Raw genomic sequence first — 19,130 nt, forward strand, 5'->3', positions numbered from 1 at the left:
GCGATGACTGAGAATTAAAAACACTCGCTTTTAGTTGTATAACCGACTTAAAACATAAGGGAGAGACTTATGCAGACAACTTATATCTGACCTAGTCATTTTTAGATTTTAAAGGCCATGTGTAATGGTCACTGTGCAGTGTCTGAGTCTGAGGTGAATATGAACTCAATAGGCTTATTAACTCAGTGAGAGCTACGGACTCATTAAGAAGTATAAGTAAGAGAGAAGATCTGTGATTAGACCTTCTCATGCTAAACGTTTACGCTTTCCAAGCGATATGGGTTGTCAATGTATGGCTCTCGTTAGGCGCCAATATCACTTTATCTTCTAATACATTTGCCGCTTCTAGACACACCATCGTTAGGTAGTCATCACTATTGAAACGAGATAAACGCTCAGACTTCTCTATCCAAGGGTTCCAAAGCACGGCGCTCTTGCTGTTTTCGCGGCGCACTTCAATTACACCATCTGGTGTATGTAATTCTTGGCAATCACTTAAATCTGTATAAACCCGGTCAGTTTCACGGGTAAAATCAACGCTATCACCTTCTTGTGGGAAGGGGCCTTTAGCAAATTCAATATACTTAGACGCACTAAAGCCTGTCGCTTTTAATTGGTGAATATCGCTGATTGGAAAATAGCTGTGCAACGCCTGAGTTAGACTGACATCATAATCACTATGGTTGGTGTTGATGAGACTGACACTGAGCGTGTCGCTTAGGGTAAACAGCATCGTTACGTCAGTATCGTGAGGCCAAAACTGTTTATCCTCCTCGCTAATTTTCAAGGTGAACTTTAAATCAACGAGTTGATTTCGCATCTTAACTGACTCCAGAGACCAGATGCGGGTACGAGCAAACCCGTGCTGTGGAAAGTCTGGGTTATCACTCATACCAAACCAAGGCCAACACACTGGAATACCGCCCCTAATACCATTACCAGGTTCATAGTCGTCGGCGCTAGACACCCAAAGTAATGGCTTTTTGCCTACAGGCTCAAAGTAATCAATTTGCGCCCCTTGCATAAAAATCCTGGCCTTACACAAAGGCGTATTGACGTCGACATATTCTAGTCCGTTAGCATGTTTTTTGGTGGTGACCGAACCCATGGGGAGTTGTCCTTTCATAGCGTTAGCACGAATAATTGATTCAGCTTACCCGTTTTTCAATTTAGAGATAAGCCTTCTTTTGACTGTATTTACGGTAATGCTGTTCTCTTGTACAAACAAAGTCAGATTATTGCTGAGTTTTTGTGCAAACTTAGTTATGGTGGTCAGAGCACTGACCATTACTCATAACTATTAATAAGAGATGAAAGGGACGACATTATGCCTATTTATCAAGCGCCAATACGTGACTATCAGTTTGTTCTTGGCGAACTTCTCAATGTTTATCAACAAGAAAACCTAACTGGCTTTGATGAATTTGACCCGGAATTGATTGATGCCGTTCTGCAAGGCGTCGCAGACTTTACCACTGATATTATGCTTCCATTAAATGGCAGTGGGGATGTGGAAGGCTGCCGCTTAGTTGATGGTAAAGTGGTCACACCTAAAGGCTTTATCGATGCTTATCAGCAATATGTTGACAACGGTTGGGCAACTCTCACCTGTGATCCTGAGTATGGTGGCCAAGGTTTACCCGAGGTGGTTGGCGTTTTCGCCACTGAAATGAAAACGGCTACCAATATGGCATTTGCTATGTACCCAGGCCTTACTCATGGGGCTTATGCTGCGATACATGCTCATGGTAGTGAGGCGTTAAAAGCTAAATATTTAGAAAAACTAGTCAGTGGTGAATGGACCGGCACCATGAATCTAACAGAATCCCATGCTGGTACTGACTTAGCACTGCTGCGAACTAAAGCGTTGCCTGTTGGCAATGATAGCTACTCGATCACTGGAGAGAAGATATTTATCTCATCTGGCGATCATGATTTAACCGACAATATTGTACATCTGGTATTAGCCAGGCTTCCCGATGCTCCTGAGGGGGTTAAAGGGATCTCCTTGTTTGTGGTGCCAAAAGTGCTAATTAATGATGACGGTAGCCTAGGTGAGAGCAATAGCCTTTGCGCCGCCAGTTTAGAGCATAAAATGGGGATCCATGGTAACTCGACCTGTGTGATGAATTTTGATGGCGCTATTGGTGAACTCGTCGGCGAGCCGCACCAAGGGCTTCGCGCTATGTTCACCATGATGAATCAGGCAAGACTCGGAGTCGGTGTACAAGGTTTGGGCGTATCTGAAATCGCTTATCAAAATGCATTAGCTTATGCCAAAGATCGTATTCAAGGGCGAGCATTAAGTGGCCCTAACCAGCCAGAACAGGCAGCAGACTCTATCTTGGTGCATGGTGATGTTCGTCGAATGTTATTGTCACAAAAAGCCTTTAACGAAGGCACTCGAGCATTGATGGGGCAGCAAGCACTTTGGCTTGATGAAGCCGAGAGACACCAAGACCCAGAGCAAGCTAAAGCGGCGTCAAAGCTAGCGGCATTGTTTACTCCAATAGTGAAAGGTTTTGTTACTGACCAAGGTTTTAAGGCGTGTGTTGACGCTCAACAAGTCTTTGGCGGGCACGGTTATATTCACGAATGGGGCATGGAGCAGTTTGTGCGTGATAGCCGTATTGCGATGATCTATGAAGGCACCAATGGTGTGCAGGCGCTTGATCTTGTCGGGCGAAAAATACTATCAGATAAAGGCGCCACCTTGCAGGCATGGTCTGAGCAGGTTAAAGGCCTTATTCAGCACAATATGTCTAATGATGCGATGAAGCCTTATATTACCGGCTTGATGGATGCAGCGGGCGATCTTGAAAAAACCACGGGCTACATAGCCGCGAATGCGCCAAAAAATCCCGATATAATTGGCGCGGCGTCTATGGCTTATATGCAAATATTGGGTATAACAGCGTTAGCATGGATGTGGACTCGAACAGCCGAGAAGGCGTTGCAAGCTTTAGCCAGTGGTACTGATGAAAGTATATTTTATCAAGATAAGTTGAGCACAGCGCAATTTTATATGAACTACTGGGCAGTGCAGACTCGGAGCTTGCGTAAGCAAATTCAAGCGGCAAGTGAAGGTATTATGGCCTTTGATGACAGTGCTTTTTAACGCGTAAAATGGCTTTAACGGAGCACTCCTGACTGCCATAGCGGGAAGGAGTGTTTTCGATATCAAGGTCTAGATTGAATAACCTCACAATAATACCAATCAGTATAAGAAGTTGATCTACTCAGAACGTTTTTTGGAAAACTAATTCAAGGCGAATAACTGAAAGAATGGTTGCTCCCTTGTGAAGTTGTTCAACGCAGAAGTAGGCAGCTAAAAACGCTCCAGAATGGCGAGTTTTAGCGGCTCTGATACTGTGAATCTTATGGAACAAGAGGGATCTTAAACGTAGAATTACTATGCTCTTCACTCGTTGCCTTGTCTCAGTGCCGCTAAACTCTCGCTGAGCGACCAAATCTTTATACTGATTGGTATAACCAATCCTCATCCCTTCGCCGTACATTAGTTTGTCAAAAAATACGCTAAGTCGATCACCTTTTATTGGGCTTGCGATAGAGATTGAGATAGTAACTGAGATTGTGATTGCGATAGTGACTGCGATAGTGACTGCGATTAGACAACAGCACCTCTACTGCGCTAATCTTGCCGCACTTTACCGACTGCACTTTTCAATTGATTGCAAAATTCACAATTGATTGCAGTATTCACAACAGTATTTAGCAGCGATGGCTGTATTCATTTAATAGGATAAACATGCAGTATAAATGGGTACTTTTTGACGCAGACGAGACCTTGTTTCACTTTGATGCTTTTCAAGGCTTACAATTAATGTTCTCCCGTTTTGATGTGGATTTTACTCGTCAAGACTTCCTTCAGTATCAAACGGTAAATCAACCGCTTTGGGTTGACTATCAAGACGGTAAGTTAACCGCTCAAGAGTTGCAGAATATTCGTTTTGAATCATGGGCAGACAAGCTCACCGTTTCAACACAAAGACTCAATAATGATTTTCTTGCTGCAATGGCTGACATTTGTCAGCTGCTACCAGGTGCTCAAGCGTTAATTGACTCGCTAACGGGGCGCGTCAATATGGGGATTATTACCAATGGATTTACCCAATTACAAACCATACGTTTAGAAAAAGTGGGCTTAGCGGATCGTTTTTCGCCTTTGGTGATCTCTGAAGAGGTTGGCGTAGCTAAACCGGATGTGGGGATCTTTAATCATGCATTGCAGTTGATGGGCAATCCCGATAAGGACTCTGTACTGATGGTGGGTGATAACCCGCATTCAGATATCTTAGGCGGCATTAATGCGGGTCTTCATACCTGTTGGCTTAATAGCAATGGAGCAGAGAAGCCTGACGGTATTAACCCGCATTATCAAGTGGGCTCTTTGTGCGAGCTTCGCCAGATATTAGCGACAAAGCTGGTGGCTTAAAGCTTATTAACGCGTTAGCTTTGCTTTTCAAAATGCAGCAGACGGTTATTAGCAGGCATGGGGTAATCAGTGATTAACACTAGCCCCTGTTTTGCTGCGAGTTCAATAATCCACTCAATATCTCGAATTGCGCTTTGTGGGTTTTGCTCAAATAACCACTGATCGAAGTTGCGATTACTGTCGCTGCTGTATTGTCTGTGATAGTTAAACGGGCCATAAACGCAAAATTGTCCGTTAAGCGCCAAATGCTTCCCTAGTCCGTCAAATAAATCTTCGACCATAGACTTAGCCATAATATGCAAGGTATTAGCGGTAAACACCGCATCAATCTGGCCATTTTCGAGTTTATCTATTGGCCAATTTTCTGTGACATCAAGTACCAAGGGAGCGTGTAAATTGTCGCTTGGCTCTTGGGTTAACCAGGCATTGATCCCCGCGTGATAACAGAGTTGATCGCTGGTTTGCCAGGTGACATGGGGCAAGAGCTTGGCAAAGTAGACTGCATGCTGCCCCGTGCCACTACCAATTTCGAGTACTTGACTGGCTTGGCTAAAGCTATGCTCTAACACTGCACCTATAGCTGTTTTATTGTTTTCACAAGATTGAGAGTAAGGTAATGAGCTCACTGTTGATGCTTTGTTATCGAATTAGGCTTACTGTTTTACCGCGTCTATTAACTAAATTCAATGATTTGCTTAAGAAAGCGCTCTACTCAATAAATCATGCTGTTAACACGTAATATCCCCCGCAATAACCCTTAGGCGTTGTAGATAAAAAGCGTTAATATCTAAGCACAATTTTGAGGTTAACAGGCATTATTTTGGCTATAGAACAAAATGAGATCGTTTCACTCTTGAGTGAACTTGAGTGCAGAACTAATTTTTCAATCAAGAAAGTTACCGAGTACATGCTTCCTAAGTTGAAAGAACCGTTTTATCTGTATGTGGATGGCAAGCAAGCACAACTGGTGATCCGTCCCGCTTATGAAGTGTTTAAAGCTGACTTTAGCGCGATTGAAGGCGTGAATGTCAAAGACCAATATTGTCATTACTCTGAGATGACGCGATTCCCTAAACGAGTGCAAAAGAGCGTGAATGGTATTCACTACGGGTTAGCCTTTAGCTTCGGCTCTAAAGATGCTCTAAAAGCCTTTATTAATAAACTGATAGCGATTAATCAAGGTCAGTAATCGTTAAAGCGGGAAAGGAGACTGCGTTGAGAAAAACCGATAAAAAAATTGATAACACTATTCGCATTATCCTGACTCAGGTTTGTGAGGCCGCTAAGGAGCAAGTTGCAGGGTTTATGTGGGTGACTCACCAAGTTAATTTTGCAAAAATGCCAGACAGCTTGATGATAAGCTTTATATTTGAGTCACAAAGCTTATTGGATAGGGCGATCCGCAGCGGTGAGACTGCACGAATACAGACATTGACCCAAAAGCTCTTGCAAGCAGAGGGTATAAGCTTGAACAAAGTCAATAAACAGTGCCGGTTTCACGTTGCGCCCGCTAAATAAAGCGTGCTTATTGCGTGTTAGCAGTCGTTCGTTGAAGTATTAGTAAACGTATTCGCAGTCGTTCGTTGAAGTATTAGTAAACGTATTCGCAGTTGTTCGTTGAAGTATTAGTAAACGTATTAACTGACGCATTAGCTTGGCTGCCCAACTTTGCATTCGCACTTATTTTAGCCGTTGCATTATCTTTTTTAGACCAGACACACCAATGGATGTTTGACTCCGTATGGAATGTTTAGAAACATTCTTATACTAAAATCTATATCTGCAGTTAACTTAATATGGTTTACACTGTTACATAATAAGTGATGAATAGGACAAGGAGTCGAATAGACATGGAGCCTAATAAGGTAAGGTCTCAAGAATCGATGCATGATTCTGATATTGAAGCGCTTTTATCTGACTTGAATCATAAGAGACTGAAGTTTTTTGCGTTAATGGTTGCAATTATCGCAGGCATTCCAGCAGGGTTTTATGGTGCACGCTGGGTCTACCAATTGTTTTTTCCCGCAAACTAGTGACTGGCTTAAGTTAAAACCTTAAGCATTTGTTTCAGTCTAAAAGAAGCGCCCAGTTATTGAGTATAAAAAACCCTACTTATCGCTAAGTAGGGTTTTTAGTTTATTAGAGCTTTTATTTAAGTTTTAATTTAACCTACTTTAAAGGCGCCTTATTCACTTTGTGTTAGCTACTTTGTGTTAACTACTTGGCTTTAGCCGCGCAGTTGAACTCACCGCTGTAGTCAAAGTTAAAGTGGAACTTAGTAAAGCCTTCAGTACCCGCTTTAGTTTCTTGTTCTTTTTCTGTAGAAAGACCAGTGATGCCGTTGTCTACACAGCGGAACGCTTCATCTAGTGTTGCAGATGCAAACCAAACGCCACCTTTTGCTTGTGCTTCTGGTGCTACAAGCTTAAACACTTCAGCATTCGGGAATGCCAATGATGCATCACCTTGGTTGTCTGCTAGCGAGTCTTCTAGATAGTATTGCACTAACTCACGGTTATTAAATGCCGCTTCTTCTTTAACTAGAACGGCTTTATCAACACCTGGCATTTTCACGTTAGACGCGCGGTAGTTGTTAGTAATGACATAGATTTCTGCATCATCAGCAATTTCAACGCCGTTATAAGTTAGGCTGTCAATCTGCTCACTAGTGGTAGTCTCATACTCAAAGCCATTAATCTTGATGTACTTTGATTCGTTTTCTACGTTTACAGTGTACTTCAGTAGGCCTTCACCAGCTTGGCTGAAACCACCAAAGAATACGTCAAAGTTATAGCCTGGGAATGATTCATTTAGGAAGCGTTCATCAGCTGCTAAAGGTAGGCTGTTGTATGCGTTTGAGTTAACCCACTCAATCCAGTTCTTCATATCAGAACCCGTCATCTTCAATACAGCTGGTGTATTGTTATCAAATACATAGATATCAGCAACAGATGCGTTAGTTAGCTCGCCTTCTTGGATGTTGGTAAAGTCTTGTGGACCGTTACGGCCAGACTTGAAAGGTGCAGAAACTGACAAGAAGATAGCGTCGTCAGCAGCATCTTTAAACTCACCTTCAGCTTTCCACTTCATTAACTGGTGCAGTTGCGCTTCGTTAACAACCTGAATAGATAAATCAGGTACCACTTGTGGGAAGAAACTGTTCATGTTCACATCGATTGAAGCAATAGATGTAGACATGTAATCAATCGTGCCTTGGTGCTCTTTAGCCACTAAGTCTTCGATGATTGGGTCAGAGCTGTTTGGTACTAGTGAACGAAGCTCTGAAGTTGACTGAGTATGGTCAACGCTCCAGCTTTCGCCGTTATCTTTAGTTGTTAGGGTTAAGTCGATAACACCTAACTTAGCGCCCCAGAAACCAGGCATAACAGCTGGAACACCATTAATTAGACCAAGCTTAGCATCGACACCTTCGATTTCACCGTATTCACCCGTTGTATTTGGGAATTCACGATGATCGTGGCCAAACATGATTGCATCAATATTATCGACATAGGCAAGGTGTAATGTTGCGTTTTCAGCAAACTCATTGTCATTGTCATTTAGACCTGAGTGAGGAATCGCAACAATAATGTCTGCGCCTTCAGCTTTCATCTTAGGCACATAATGTTCAGCAGTTTTCTTGATGTCAGACACCATCACATTACATTTAAGTAATGATGCATCCCAGCCCATAATGTTTGGCGGGGTAAAGCCAATTACACCCACTTTAATTAAGTAAGACTCGCCGTTACTGCTCTTAAATTCACGATCTAAGATCACATATGGCTCATACTTATGCTCAGCTTGGTCGTAGAACTCTTCAGTAATGCGAACTTCACACTCTTGTGCAGCATTGCTTACTTTCTCTAGCGAGTTATCAACTTTCCATACGTTAGCACTCACATAAGGGAAGTCTGAACCTTTAAGTGACTCATCAAGGAACTCTAGGCCGTAGTTAAACTCATGGTTACCCAAGTTAGCGGCATCGTATTGCAATTCATTCATTGCTTTGTAAACAGGGTGAGTATTTTCTTTAACGTGCTTAGTACCCAGCGACGCCATATAGTCGCCCATTGGGCTACCTTGGATTAAATCACCATTATCAAACAGCATGCTGTTTTGAACTTCATCACGCGTTGCTTCGATAACCAAAGATGTACGTGCTAAGCCCCATTCAGGTAACTTAGTTTCGTTGACTTCTTCGCTGACAAAGTAATTGTACGGCATCACGTTGGTGTGGATGTCAGTCGTCTCCATCAGGCGAACGCTGATGGTATTGTCTTTATTATTGTCATCATCATTATCGAGCCAATCACAGCCAGTGAGTCCCAGTGATGAAGCGATAACAACGGCTAGCACTTTCTTATTTAACATATCCATAACTCTTATATTTGTTTAGACCCCGAGAAGGAGTGCTCCTTCCCAAAAAACTAATAGGTTTATTTTTGGCATAACTCACTATTAGCGGGGTCAGAGTATAAAGATAATTGATGAGAGATTTGTGATCTTGACTGGGTTTCGCTTGTATCAATTTGTTGCGCTATGTTCTACTGGTTAGTTGGTTTAAGGGTGGTGTAAATGTCTATTTTTCCGAGTATTCTTAGATGTTGTAGCTGGCGTAAATAATGGCGAACGACATTTTTATGGCACAAAAAAAGACACGTTAAATACGTGTCTTTTTATTGAGCATTAACGCGTTACTTAGCTAAAAAACCACGGCTGCGTAGCAGTGGGTCAATGCCCGCTTCTTTACCACGGAACTGCTTGTACAGTTGCATCGGATCCTCGCTGCCACCTTGAGAAAGAATGTTATTTCTAAATGCATCGGCAGTGGCTTTATCGAAAATACCATTCTCTTTAAAGGCCTCAAACGCATCGGCGCCTAAAATATCAGACCAGATATAGCTATAGTAGCCAGCAGAGTAGCCGCCAGAGAAGATGTGTGAGAAATAAGTACTGCGATAGCGTGGTGCTATTTCAGTGATAAGTCCCATATTGTTTAGCGAATCGGCTTCAAACTTAGCCGCATCTTTTGGCGTGAAGTCAGTCACTGTGTGCCAATCTAAGTCAAGCTTAGTCGCAGCCATATATTCAACGGTGGCAAAGCCTTGGTTGAACTTGCTTGCGGCTTGAATTTTCTTTACGAGCTCTTGCGGGATCACTTCGCCTGTTTTGTAGTGTGTTGCAAATTGCGCAAGCACTTCAGGTTGCGTCATCCAGTTTTCCATCACCTGTGATGGGAACTCAACATAGTCACGTGGCACAGAGGTACCTGCTTGTGAACGATACTCAACGTTTGAGAGCATACCGTGCAGCGCATGACCAAATTCATGAAATAGCGTGCTAGCTTCATCGAATGTTAACAATGCAGGCTCATCACCCGCTGGGCGAGGGTAGTTAAGCACGTTGACGATGATTGGCGTAGAGTCAGTGCCATCCATGTTGTACTGTTGACGATAAGAGTTCATCCAAGCGCCGCCACGTTTGCTATCGCGAACAAAATAGTCGCCCATAAAGATAGCCAATAGCTCGCCATTTTTATCAAACACTTCCCAAGTGCGTACTTCATCATTGTACTTAGGTAGATCGGTACGCTCTTTTACCGTGATCCCGAATAAGCGGTTAGCGGTATAGAACACACCTTTAAGGGTATTTTCTAATGAGAAGTAAGGACGGGTTTGTTGCTCATTAAAGCTATATTTAGCCACGCGGATCTTATCTGAATAATACCACCAGTCCCAGGCCGCTAGCTTAAAGTCACCGCCTTCGTCGTTGATAAGCGCTTGCATGTCAGCCACTTCAGCTTCTGCTTGTGACAATGCCGCTGGCCATACTTTGTTAAGTAGCTCATACACATTTTCAGGTGTCTTTGCGGTGCGCTCTTCAAGCACAAAGTGTGCATGGGTCTTATATCCCATCAGTTGAGCACGTTCGGCGCGAAGTGCTGCCATCTCGGCTAAGATTTTCTTGTTGTCATTAGCATTGTTGTTATTACCACGCTCTACATACCCCTTGTAGAGGGCTTCACGCAGATCGCGATTGTCGGCATAGGTAAGAAACGGGGTAATAGATGGACGTGACGTGGTAAATACCCATTTACCTTCGTGACCACGTTTAGTTGCAGTTTGCGCAGCAGTATTAATCACGTCATCAGGTAGGCCGGCTAAGTCAGCTTTGCTATCAATGACTAACTCAAATGAGTTGGTTTCAGCAAGTAGGTTATCGCCAAACTCTAGGCTAAGTTTGCCAATCTGTTCGTTAAGCGCCCGAAGCTGAGTCTTATCCGCTTCGCTCAAGTTAGCGCCGCCACGAGTAAATGACTTGTATGTGTCTTCTAACAGTTTTGCTTGAGCAACATTAAGAGACAAGCTGTCGCGTTGGTTATAAACCGCTTTTACTTTCTGGAAAAGTGCATCATTAAGCAAGATGTCGTCGCTAGCAGATGACAGCATTGGCGAAACGTCTTTAGAGATGGCTTGCAGTTGCTCGTTAGTGTCTGCGCCCGTTAGGTTGTAAAACACGCTGGCCACTTTAGTGGTTAAGTTACCAGAGAACTCCATTGCTTCAATCGTGTTAGCAAAGGTTGGCGCTTCAGGGTTATCAATAATAGCCTGAATTTCAGCCTGGTGTTGTGCAATCCCCGCCTTAAATGCAGGTAAATAATGTTCAGGTTTAATTTTGTCAAAATCAGGAATACCCAAATAGGTATCATACGGCTTGAAAAATGGGTTGCTGGCGTTATTTTCAATGATTTGCTGTGCAACAACATTAGGAGCGACTTGTATTTCAGCGCTGGTATTAGTGTTTGTATTTGAAGCGCCACATGCACTCAGTGCTAATGCGAGTGCGACGGCAGAAACGATTGGTTTGAGGGTTAATCCCTTCATATTTATATCCCCGAGTATGCTTGTTATCGTTTTTCGTCAATTGTATTGCATTGACGTTAACCCCTTTAAGTATCACGACTCAATGTGGTAAATCTATTGAAAATAGGTGTTGTTTGTAACAAATCGTGCGTTTAGCGATTTTTTACACGTTATTAGGCTTATTTATGCTGTGCTATGTGCTATGTGCTATGTGCTATGTGCTATGTGAGTTTGATGAGAAAAAAGCAATCGAGTAACTTGAGATAAACTGACTCTCGTATACCAAATATAGGGCTTAGCTGGAATAGGCTGATAAGCTAAGCGGCTAACCCGTAATAGGCCGCTTATGGGCTTACTTACAGAAAGTAAATTGAGCCTAACAGTATTTTCGTGATAGTAATCAATCCTTTCCTTGTAAATATTTGCAAGAATGGCGTACGTTTTTTTACGCGATAAGACTGATAACAATGCGAAATAACCAACCTGTGACCCAAACAGAAAAAAACCTCACCGATAACTGCATTTTGCTATCGACCACCAATCTCGATGGCAATATAAAATACGCGAATGAAGGCTTTATCAAGGTCAGTGGCTACAGTTTCGATGAGTTGCAACGCCAGCCCCATAATGTCGTTCGCCATCCTGATATGCCAGAGGCAGCATTTAAATCACTTTGGGAGCGAATTAAACAAGGTAAGCCATGGGTCGGTATTGTTAAAAATCGCACCAAAAACGGTGACCATTACTGGGTGAATGCATATATCGCCCCCGTCTATGAAAATGGCAAAATTCACGAGTACCAATCGGTGCGCCGTAAAGCCACTCCAGAGCAAATAAGCCGTGCCGAAGGGATCTATCAGGGGATTCAAGCGGGAAAAACACCTCAAGCATTACGTAAACCGCTGTTAGGTTTTGGCGTAAAACTATACGCATGGTTAATGTTGTCTGTTTTGTGTGCAGCGCTACTTGCTAGCTATTCACCAATAATGGCGGCTCTTGTGGTGGGCTCGGCTGCAGTTGTTGGACTTAAGCTGATCTTAAAACCCTTTAACCACTTGGTGGCACAGGCAACCAAAACGGTAGACGACCCATTAGCAACAGGGGTGTTTACTGGGCGACAAGATGAAATCGGTAAGGTGAGTTTTGCCCTGCAATTTCTACTCACCGAAACCGGTGGTGTGGTTGGACGTATGGCCGATTCTGCGGGTTCAATAGAGTCTCTTAGCGGCAGCTTAAACGACACGATCGCCAATACTCGCCAGCGTGCAGATAGCCAGAGCCAACAAACGAGCCAAGCAGCAACCGCAATGGAAGAGATGAGCGCTAGCTTTAATGAGGTGAGCCAAAACATTCATAATGCGGCTCGTGAAATGTCGATGAGTAACCAGTCGGCTGAAAAAGGCCATGAGTTACTCGTGCGCGTTATTGACTCTATCAATCAACTTAAAGATGAGGTGGGTAACTTTGCTTCAGTAGTCGCATCGATAGAGCAAGATAGCCAAGATATCAATAAGGTATTGGATGTGATTCGTGGCATTGCCGAGCAAACAAACCTGCTGGCATTAAATGCAGCCATTGAGGCCGCAAGAGCTGGAGAGTCGGGACGAGGCTTTGCCGTTGTTGCCGATGAAGTGCGTCAACTTTCAAGCCGAACTAGCGAGTCGACATCGCATATTGAAGCGATTGTGAGTAAATTTAGAGACAGCACTGAAAGGGCGGGTATAACAATGGCTGCAGGGCAACGTAAGGCTGAGCAGTCAGTGGAGCTTGCCAAGCAAGTCGATGAGTCTTTTGAAACGCTGCGTGAGTCTATCATTAAGATGAATCTAATGAGTGACGAAAATGCCTGTGCAATGACGCAGCAAACAACCGTAGCCAATGATATTAGCCACTCGATACAGGTGATAAGTGAGCTGTCGTTAGAGAGCTTGGAGCAAACAATGGATGCTACAGAGCGAGGCGAGCAGGTGTCGAGGCTATCGACCAAGACCCATAATTTGTCGAAGCAGTTTTGGGAGCAAAGCGTACAGAGAAAGATATGATTTAAAAGAAGGAAGAGCAGGTCATAGGTTCTAGGTCTTAGGTTCTAGGACCTAGGTTCGAGGAAAAGTTTAAACGGTTAGGGCTAAGACGGATAATGCTGCTTTGTGTAGCTTGGGCTTTAGCCCATCGTTCCTGTGATTTAGATTAAGATGGTACAAGCTGGTGGGTGAACCGTAGTGCTAATCGCTACGGTTCACCCTAACGTGTATCACTAACTTGGATGTTTGCTGGCTCGATACTTGTGTCTTAGCGCAGGTAGAGCTTCAAGTGAACATAGCAGTAGTCCGGTCCATATCAAGGCGAAACTCACCGCTTTAACCTGATCAAAAACTTCATTAAATAAAATAACAGCAATAAGGAATTGTAAGCTAGGTTCGATATATTGCATTAGCCCTATCATTGACAAGCTTGTCGCCCTGATGGCCAGCGCAAAGAAGACTAGAGGCATTAACGTTACAGGAGCTGAGCCAATATACAGCAGCAATACCGATGTCTGTCCTGATAACGCAGAAGATATTGCCACACTTTGATCTGAACTCCACAACCAGACTAAATAGATCGCGGCAAATGGCATTAATAGAGCGGCTTCAACAGTGACAGAGGTCAGTGAGTCAAAGCGAATAAATTTTTTGCACAAGCCGTAGAGTGCAAAGAAACTGCCCATACTGAGTGCAAGCCATGGAAGTTCTCCATAGCTATAGACCATATAGCTGATACCGCAGAACCCCAAAAATACCGCCATTTTTTGTGCTGCAGTTAATTTATCTCCAAGAAACAGTACACCCAAGCCGATAGCAAAAAGTGGGTTAATAAAAAAACCTAAGCTGGCTGCAAGCACTTGTCCATGGGTGATAGCCCAGGTAAAGCTGTACCAAGAGACGCACATAATCAGTGATGCCAACCCACACAGCAGCACAGACTTTTTGTCGGCTTTAAGCTGTGAAATAGAAGGCATCTTGCGACCCATAAGTAGGAATACCACTATCATAAAAGGGACTGAGAACAAGATCCTAAACGCCAATAATTCATTAATATTGGCATTTGGCAAAAAATGATAATAGAGCGGCATCAAGCCCCATAATAGAAACGAGAAAGCAGCAAGTGCGTTGCCTTTAAATGTAGAGGCAGCGTTTTGTGAGGTTGTGGATTGCATATGAATTTGGCTAGAACGGATTAGGCTATGAAAGGCGCTATTTTCTCATTAGCTGAGCGCAAAGAGTGTGATTTATATCACTTTGTGCTATTGATTCAGTAGTTAAGTAAGGTATCGATGTTGCTAAGGATTGAGCTTAGTCGAACTGTTTTATCGTTTAGGCCCCCAGTGTCAATGTCTTACTAGGAAACAATCTAAAGTCGCTATTTATCACCTGAAGTGCAGCAAATAAGTTAACGGTTACCGCTAGTCTTGGAGAATGTAGATGAATTAGTCGTCAAATTGATAAGCTTTAAGATTGATGCTTGAGCTGAGTCAATACAAACCATAAGTAAAATGAATACTGGAAATGAAAATTTACCCCAAGAAAATATATTTGCTTGAGTCGCATCAACACCTACGCTCTCTATTAATAAAATCGATAAAAATGTAGAAACTATACATACCAAAAAAATGCGAGTGATGTTTTTAATTTTGCTCATAGCGGTAAAGTACTCAGCTGATAAAGAATGATATCTGTAAGGGAACAGACGACAAGTGATAATTTATTACCGGGCGGTTGAAAATCCAGCTAATAATCATGGGTGTCACAGTTAATTCTCGTTGTGATTAACTTCTCGAATAACATGATGAATCCTCCTTGAAAACATCGAACAGCTTATTATCCTGCGTCTCGGATAAATATTAACCGCTGATTGATTTGCACTCAACATATCAATGTAACCTATTGATGTAAAGCGAGTATTTTTCAGTGTTTTGACGTTTGCAGCGAGCCTCTGTAATGTCTGCACATAAGCTCGTTTCTTCAGGTCTGACCCATAGGGAGTTGGGAGTGTCATTATGAGGTAAGGTTCATCTGTGACCATCTGAGCACATCATTCGATTATCCCTGCTGCCGCGTCGCTGAGCTTTTTACTCAAAGGTAAGCACTTTTTAGGCAATGCCTAAAGTGCAGCTGCTAAATCAAGCTATCATCTGCTAATTTTCGGGTTTTTATTTAGTACATTTGCTAGAATCCCTCATTATTTTTTTGGCTGCGTTTTTTGCTGCCACACTCTTTATAAACTGATGGCATTTACTGAAGCTATTTAGTGGTGGGTGTAACGGAAGCTTAGTGACCGTTTTCACTGATGGCTTTCATAGGCCAACTTTACGGACTTATCACTGTCCCGTCGTCACTGGTACGTTTTCCAATGGACTGTTGTATCAAACCGTTCAGTTTCTAACAGAGTATTCAAGTTTTACTATTTAAAGGCAGGCTATGACCGTTCTTCTAATGACTCCACCTATGACCCAGCTCAATACGCCTTATCCGGCAACAGCGTATTTAACGGGTTTTTTACGCTCTCGAGGTTATGAGGCGGTGCAGCGAGATCCTGCTATTGAGCTTTTCCTAGAGATGATGACTGCGCCTGCGCTGGAGATTATTCGTCAACATGTGGAAGAAAACTACGAGCACTTTGAAGACGATCAGCTGCCTGATGTTATTTTCAATTTTCTGGCCGAGTATGACCGCTATCACCTTGCCGTTGAACCTGCTATTCGCTTTTTACAAGGCAAAGATCCCAGCCTTGCACTGCGTATTAACTCGCGCCGCTTTTTACCTGAAGGCCCTGCGTTTGACACGATTGCCCAGATGGAAGCGGTATCTGGCGATGTGTTGCAAGCGGCTTTTGGTAATCTTGGTGTACAAGATAAAGCCAAATATTTAGCCACGCTGTTTATTAACGACTTATCGAACGTTATCACTCAAGGGGTTGATCCTTACTTTGAAGTCAGCCGTTATGGCGAGAAGCTTGCTGCGGCCAACCCAAGCTTTGATAACCTTTACGATACCCTGATGGACGAGCCAAGTTTTAGCTCAGAAATTCTAGAACAGTTAGTCGAGCAATATTTAGAAGAAACCCAGCCTAGTGTGGTCGCATTAACCGTGCCTTTCCCTGGCAATATGTTGGGCGCGCTGCGTATTGCACAAACCTGTAAAGCCATCAATCCAGAGCTTCCTATTGTAATGGGCGGCGGTTTTATCAACACCGAGCTACGTGCGCTTAAAGATCCCCGTGTGTTTGAGTTTGTTGATTTTATCTGTCTTGATGATGGCGAGCGTCCATTTATTACCTTGCTTGAATATTTCCAAGGACAGCGTGAGATTGATGATTTGGTGCGTACCTATTTCCTTGCTGAGGATGAAAATGGCGAGCCTTACGTACACTTTAACGAAAACACTGAGCTGCACGATATTCCGCAAACCGATGTGGGTGCACCTGTGTATGACGGCCTGCCATTAGGTGAATATCTATCTTTGTGTGAAATGCTTAACCCAATGCACCGCATTTGGAGCGACGGACGCTGGAATAAACTTACCATCGCCCACGGCTGTTACTGGCGTAAATGTAGCTTTTGTGATGTCAGCTTAGATTATATCGACCGTTTTGATGCCGCTAGCGCCGATGTGTTGGTGGATAGAATAGAGCAATTGATTGAAGAAACTGGTGAAACAGGTTTCCACTTTGTCGATGAAGCGCTACCGCCAAAGCTTTTGTTTACACTCGCTAAGCGTTTAATTGAGCGCAATGTCGTGATCAGCTGGTGGGGCAACATTCGTTTTGAGAGAACCTTTAGCCAAGCGCGTTGCCAGTTACTCGCTGATTCTGGCTGTATCGCAGTGAGTGGTGGCCTTGAGGTGGCGTCAGATCGTCTGTTGAAACTGATGAAAAAAGGCGTGAGCGTTGAGCGCGTTGCCCAAGTCACCAAAGCCTTTAGTGATGCCGGCATATTGGTTCACGCTTATTTGATGTACGGTTTTCCGACTCAAACGGAGCAAGAAACGGTTGATTCGCTGGAAATGGTACGTCAGATGATGAGTCAGGGGTGTTTTCAGTCTGCATACTGGCACCGTTTTGTGGCGACTATCCATAGTCCTATCGGTATTAATCCTGAGCAGTTTGGTATTACGCTTTGCGAGCGCCCTGAGATTTTATTTGCTGAAAACGATGTCGACTTTACAGATCCAACGGGCACAGATCATGAAATGCTCGGCGAGGGGCTGCGTAAAGCGATTTACAACTATATGCACGGTATTGGTTTTGAGCAGCCGATGAGCTTTTGGTTTAACCAAAAAGTGGCTAAAACGCAGATGAAGAAAGATCTGATCTCAAAAGCGATTAATAATCTAATTGAAACTAGCGAAGACTAATCGTCATTCTCTAGCTAAATAGCGATAAGTTTTAATGCTAAAAGGCCACTTTCTGCTGCAGAAAGTGGTCTTTTCATTTTTATAAATAAACGCTTATGAAGTTATAACCATAAATCTAGTGCTATCAATTTAGTGCTATCAATATAGGACTATCAATATAGGACTATCAATATAGGACTATCAATATAGGACTATCAATATAGGACTATCAATATAGCGCTATCAGTACAGCGCTATCAATATAGCGCTATCAATATAGCGCTATCAATATAGCGCTATCAATATAGCGCTATCAGTACAGCGTTAGCGATAACAGGCTAGCTGCAGCTCATTAGCTAAAAATCATTAGTTATATGCGTTTAAGCATTCAACGATTAAATCAACAAAACCTTGTCGATCGAGTTTACATAACACTTGAGTATTGTGAGGATTATTGGTCAATTGGTAACGATCCACTACCGTCATGCCTTGGGTGTATTCGCCCTTAGTCTCTACGCCAACCCAGCAGTCGTATGAGGTGAATAGCTCAGGTTTAAGTAGCCAAGCGATAGTACAAGGGTCGTGTAGTGGAGCGCCCTCAAAGCCCCACTTAGGATCTCTGTGGTAGATCATAAAGAAGTCGAGCAACTCTGCAACGCACTTGGCTACAGGGTTAGGTATTTTACGAATACGCTCAATATCTTCATCCATAATTTGTGCTTGGTGAGTTATATCAAGGCCACACATGGTGATAGGAATACCAGACTTAAACACCATGTCGGCGGCTTCTGGATCAACAAAGATATTGAACTCAGCTGCTGGTGTCCAGTTACCCGCTTCGGCAGCGCCGCCCATCAACACGATCCGCTCTACCTTGCAATGAAGTTCAGGGTAGGTCGCTAAAAACAGTGCGATATTGGTTAACGGCCCAGATGGCACTAGCGTTACCGCTTCGTCACTTTCACGTACTTTTTGCGCCATCAGCTCAATACCAGATATCGATTGCGGTGCAAAAGCTGGATCGGGCAGTTTTGGGCCATCTAAGCCACTTTCACCATGCACATTATCGGCAATAATCAGCTCACGAGCTAACGGCTTAGGTGCGCCTGCGGCAACGGGGATATCGTGACGCTCAAGTAAGGTTAAAATACGCAGTGCGTTGTTTAAGGTTTTATCGGGAGTTTGATTGCCTGCGCTGGTGGTTACCGCTAAAGGATTAAGCTTATTGCTGCTCATGGCTAAAATTAATGAAATGGCATCATCATGGCCAGGATCGCAGTCAAGAATAATCGGGGTAACTTTATGGGAGTGTTGGTTGTGTAGAGTAGGGCTCATTGTTAGGCTCCGCAAAATGAGTGTCTATTAAAATGCTATTTTGATTCTTGCTAAGCATCCTAGAGCGTTATTAAGCCAAATACTGTGACTGAGTAATCGCTT

13 protein-coding genes are annotated in these 19,130 nt (G+C 43.3%); 7 read left to right on the forward strand and 6 right to left on the reverse strand.

Features of this window, described 5'->3' with window-relative positions; translation table 11 throughout:
• Positions 1-259: 259 nt before the first annotated feature.
• Entirely contained in the window at positions 260-1,108 is an 849-nt protein-coding gene (locus tag ACVBIO_RS06600; protein WP_447162005.1) for a D-hexose-6-phosphate mutarotase, read from the reverse strand.
• A 219-nt stretch (positions 1,109-1,327) separates the two neighbouring features.
• On the opposite strand from ACVBIO_RS06600, the gene ACVBIO_RS06605 reads away from it, so the two are divergent.
• Both ACVBIO_RS06605 and yjjG read left to right on the forward strand, forming a co-directional pair.
• Positions 1,328-3,118, forward strand: a complete 1,791-nt coding sequence (locus ACVBIO_RS06605; RefSeq protein ID WP_447172243.1) for an acyl-CoA dehydrogenase C-terminal domain-containing protein — start codon at positions 1,328-1,330, stop codon at positions 3,116-3,118.
• Between the two features lie 651 nt (positions 3,119-3,769).
• A complete protein-coding gene (gene yjjG, locus ACVBIO_RS06610; RefSeq protein ID WP_447172244.1) occupies positions 3,770-4,456 on the forward strand; it encodes a pyrimidine 5'-nucleotidase in 687 nt (228 codons plus the stop codon).
• A gap of 14 nt (positions 4,457-4,470) precedes the next feature.
• Here yjjG and ACVBIO_RS06615 read toward each other — a convergent pair whose 3' ends face one another.
• On the reverse strand, positions 4,471-5,082 hold the full coding sequence (locus ACVBIO_RS06615; protein ID WP_447162008.1) for a DUF938 domain-containing protein: 612 nt from the start codon (positions 5,080-5,082) through the stop codon (positions 4,471-4,473).
• Positions 5,083-5,276: 194 nt separating this feature from the next.
• On the opposite strand from ACVBIO_RS06615, the gene ACVBIO_RS06620 reads away from it, so the two are divergent.
• The 3 genes from ACVBIO_RS06620 to ACVBIO_RS06630 all read left to right on the forward strand — a co-directional run bounded on the left by ACVBIO_RS06620 (position 5,277) and on the right by ACVBIO_RS06630 (position 6,489).
• Entirely contained in the window at positions 5,277-5,645 is a 369-nt protein-coding gene (locus tag ACVBIO_RS06620; protein WP_447172245.1) for a hypothetical protein, read from the forward strand.
• A 26-nt stretch (positions 5,646-5,671) separates the two neighbouring features.
• On the forward strand, positions 5,672-5,974 hold the full coding sequence (locus ACVBIO_RS06625) for a Fis family transcriptional regulator (RefSeq protein WP_447162869.1): 303 nt from the start codon (positions 5,672-5,674) through the stop codon (positions 5,972-5,974).
• 332 nt (positions 5,975-6,306) lie between these two features.
• Positions 6,307-6,489 (forward strand): hypothetical protein, encoded by a 183-nt coding sequence (locus tag ACVBIO_RS06630; RefSeq protein ID WP_447162868.1) that lies wholly within the window; start codon positions 6,307-6,309, stop codon positions 6,487-6,489.
• A 184-nt stretch (positions 6,490-6,673) separates the two neighbouring features.
• On the opposite strand, the gene ACVBIO_RS06635 is transcribed toward ACVBIO_RS06630, so the two are convergent.
• Together ACVBIO_RS06635 and ACVBIO_RS06640 are read right to left on the reverse strand one after the other, a co-directional pair.
• A complete protein-coding gene (locus tag ACVBIO_RS06635; RefSeq protein WP_447172246.1) occupies positions 6,674-8,830 on the reverse strand; it encodes a bifunctional 2',3'-cyclic-nucleotide 2'-phosphodiesterase/3'-nucleotidase in 2,157 nt (718 codons plus the stop codon).
• A 323-nt stretch (positions 8,831-9,153) separates the two neighbouring features.
• A complete protein-coding gene (locus ACVBIO_RS06640) occupies positions 9,154-11,343 on the reverse strand; it encodes a M3 family metallopeptidase (RefSeq protein WP_447172247.1) in 2,190 nt (729 codons plus the stop codon).
• A 446-nt stretch (positions 11,344-11,789) separates the two neighbouring features.
• Between ACVBIO_RS06640 and ACVBIO_RS06645 the strand changes: the two genes are divergently transcribed.
• Positions 11,790-13,364 (forward strand): methyl-accepting chemotaxis protein, encoded by a 1,575-nt coding sequence (locus ACVBIO_RS06645; protein WP_447172248.1) that lies wholly within the window; start codon positions 11,790-11,792, stop codon positions 13,362-13,364.
• A 212-nt stretch (positions 13,365-13,576) separates the two neighbouring features.
• Here ACVBIO_RS06645 and rarD read toward each other — a convergent pair whose 3' ends face one another.
• Positions 13,577-14,518, reverse strand: coding sequence for an EamA family transporter RarD (rarD, locus tag ACVBIO_RS06650; RefSeq protein WP_447162864.1), 942 nt, complete (start codon positions 14,516-14,518; stop codon positions 13,577-13,579).
• 1,261 nt (positions 14,519-15,779) lie between these two features.
• On the opposite strand from rarD, the gene ACVBIO_RS06655 reads away from it, so the two are divergent.
• The gene (locus ACVBIO_RS06655) at positions 15,780-17,714 is read left to right on the forward strand and encodes a B12-binding domain-containing radical SAM protein (protein ID WP_447172249.1); all 1,935 of its coding nucleotides are present in this window, start codon (positions 15,780-15,782) and stop codon (positions 17,712-17,714) included.
• 345 nt (positions 17,715-18,059) lie between these two features.
• Here the strand turns inward: ACVBIO_RS06655 and rihA are convergent, their stop codons facing one another.
• Entirely contained in the window at positions 18,060-19,028 is a 969-nt protein-coding gene (gene rihA / locus ACVBIO_RS06660; protein WP_447162017.1) for a pyrimidine-specific ribonucleoside hydrolase RihA, read from the reverse strand.
• Positions 19,029-19,130: the final 102 nt, after the last annotated feature.

The organism is Shewanella sp. 0m-8 (genome assembly GCF_052977265.1).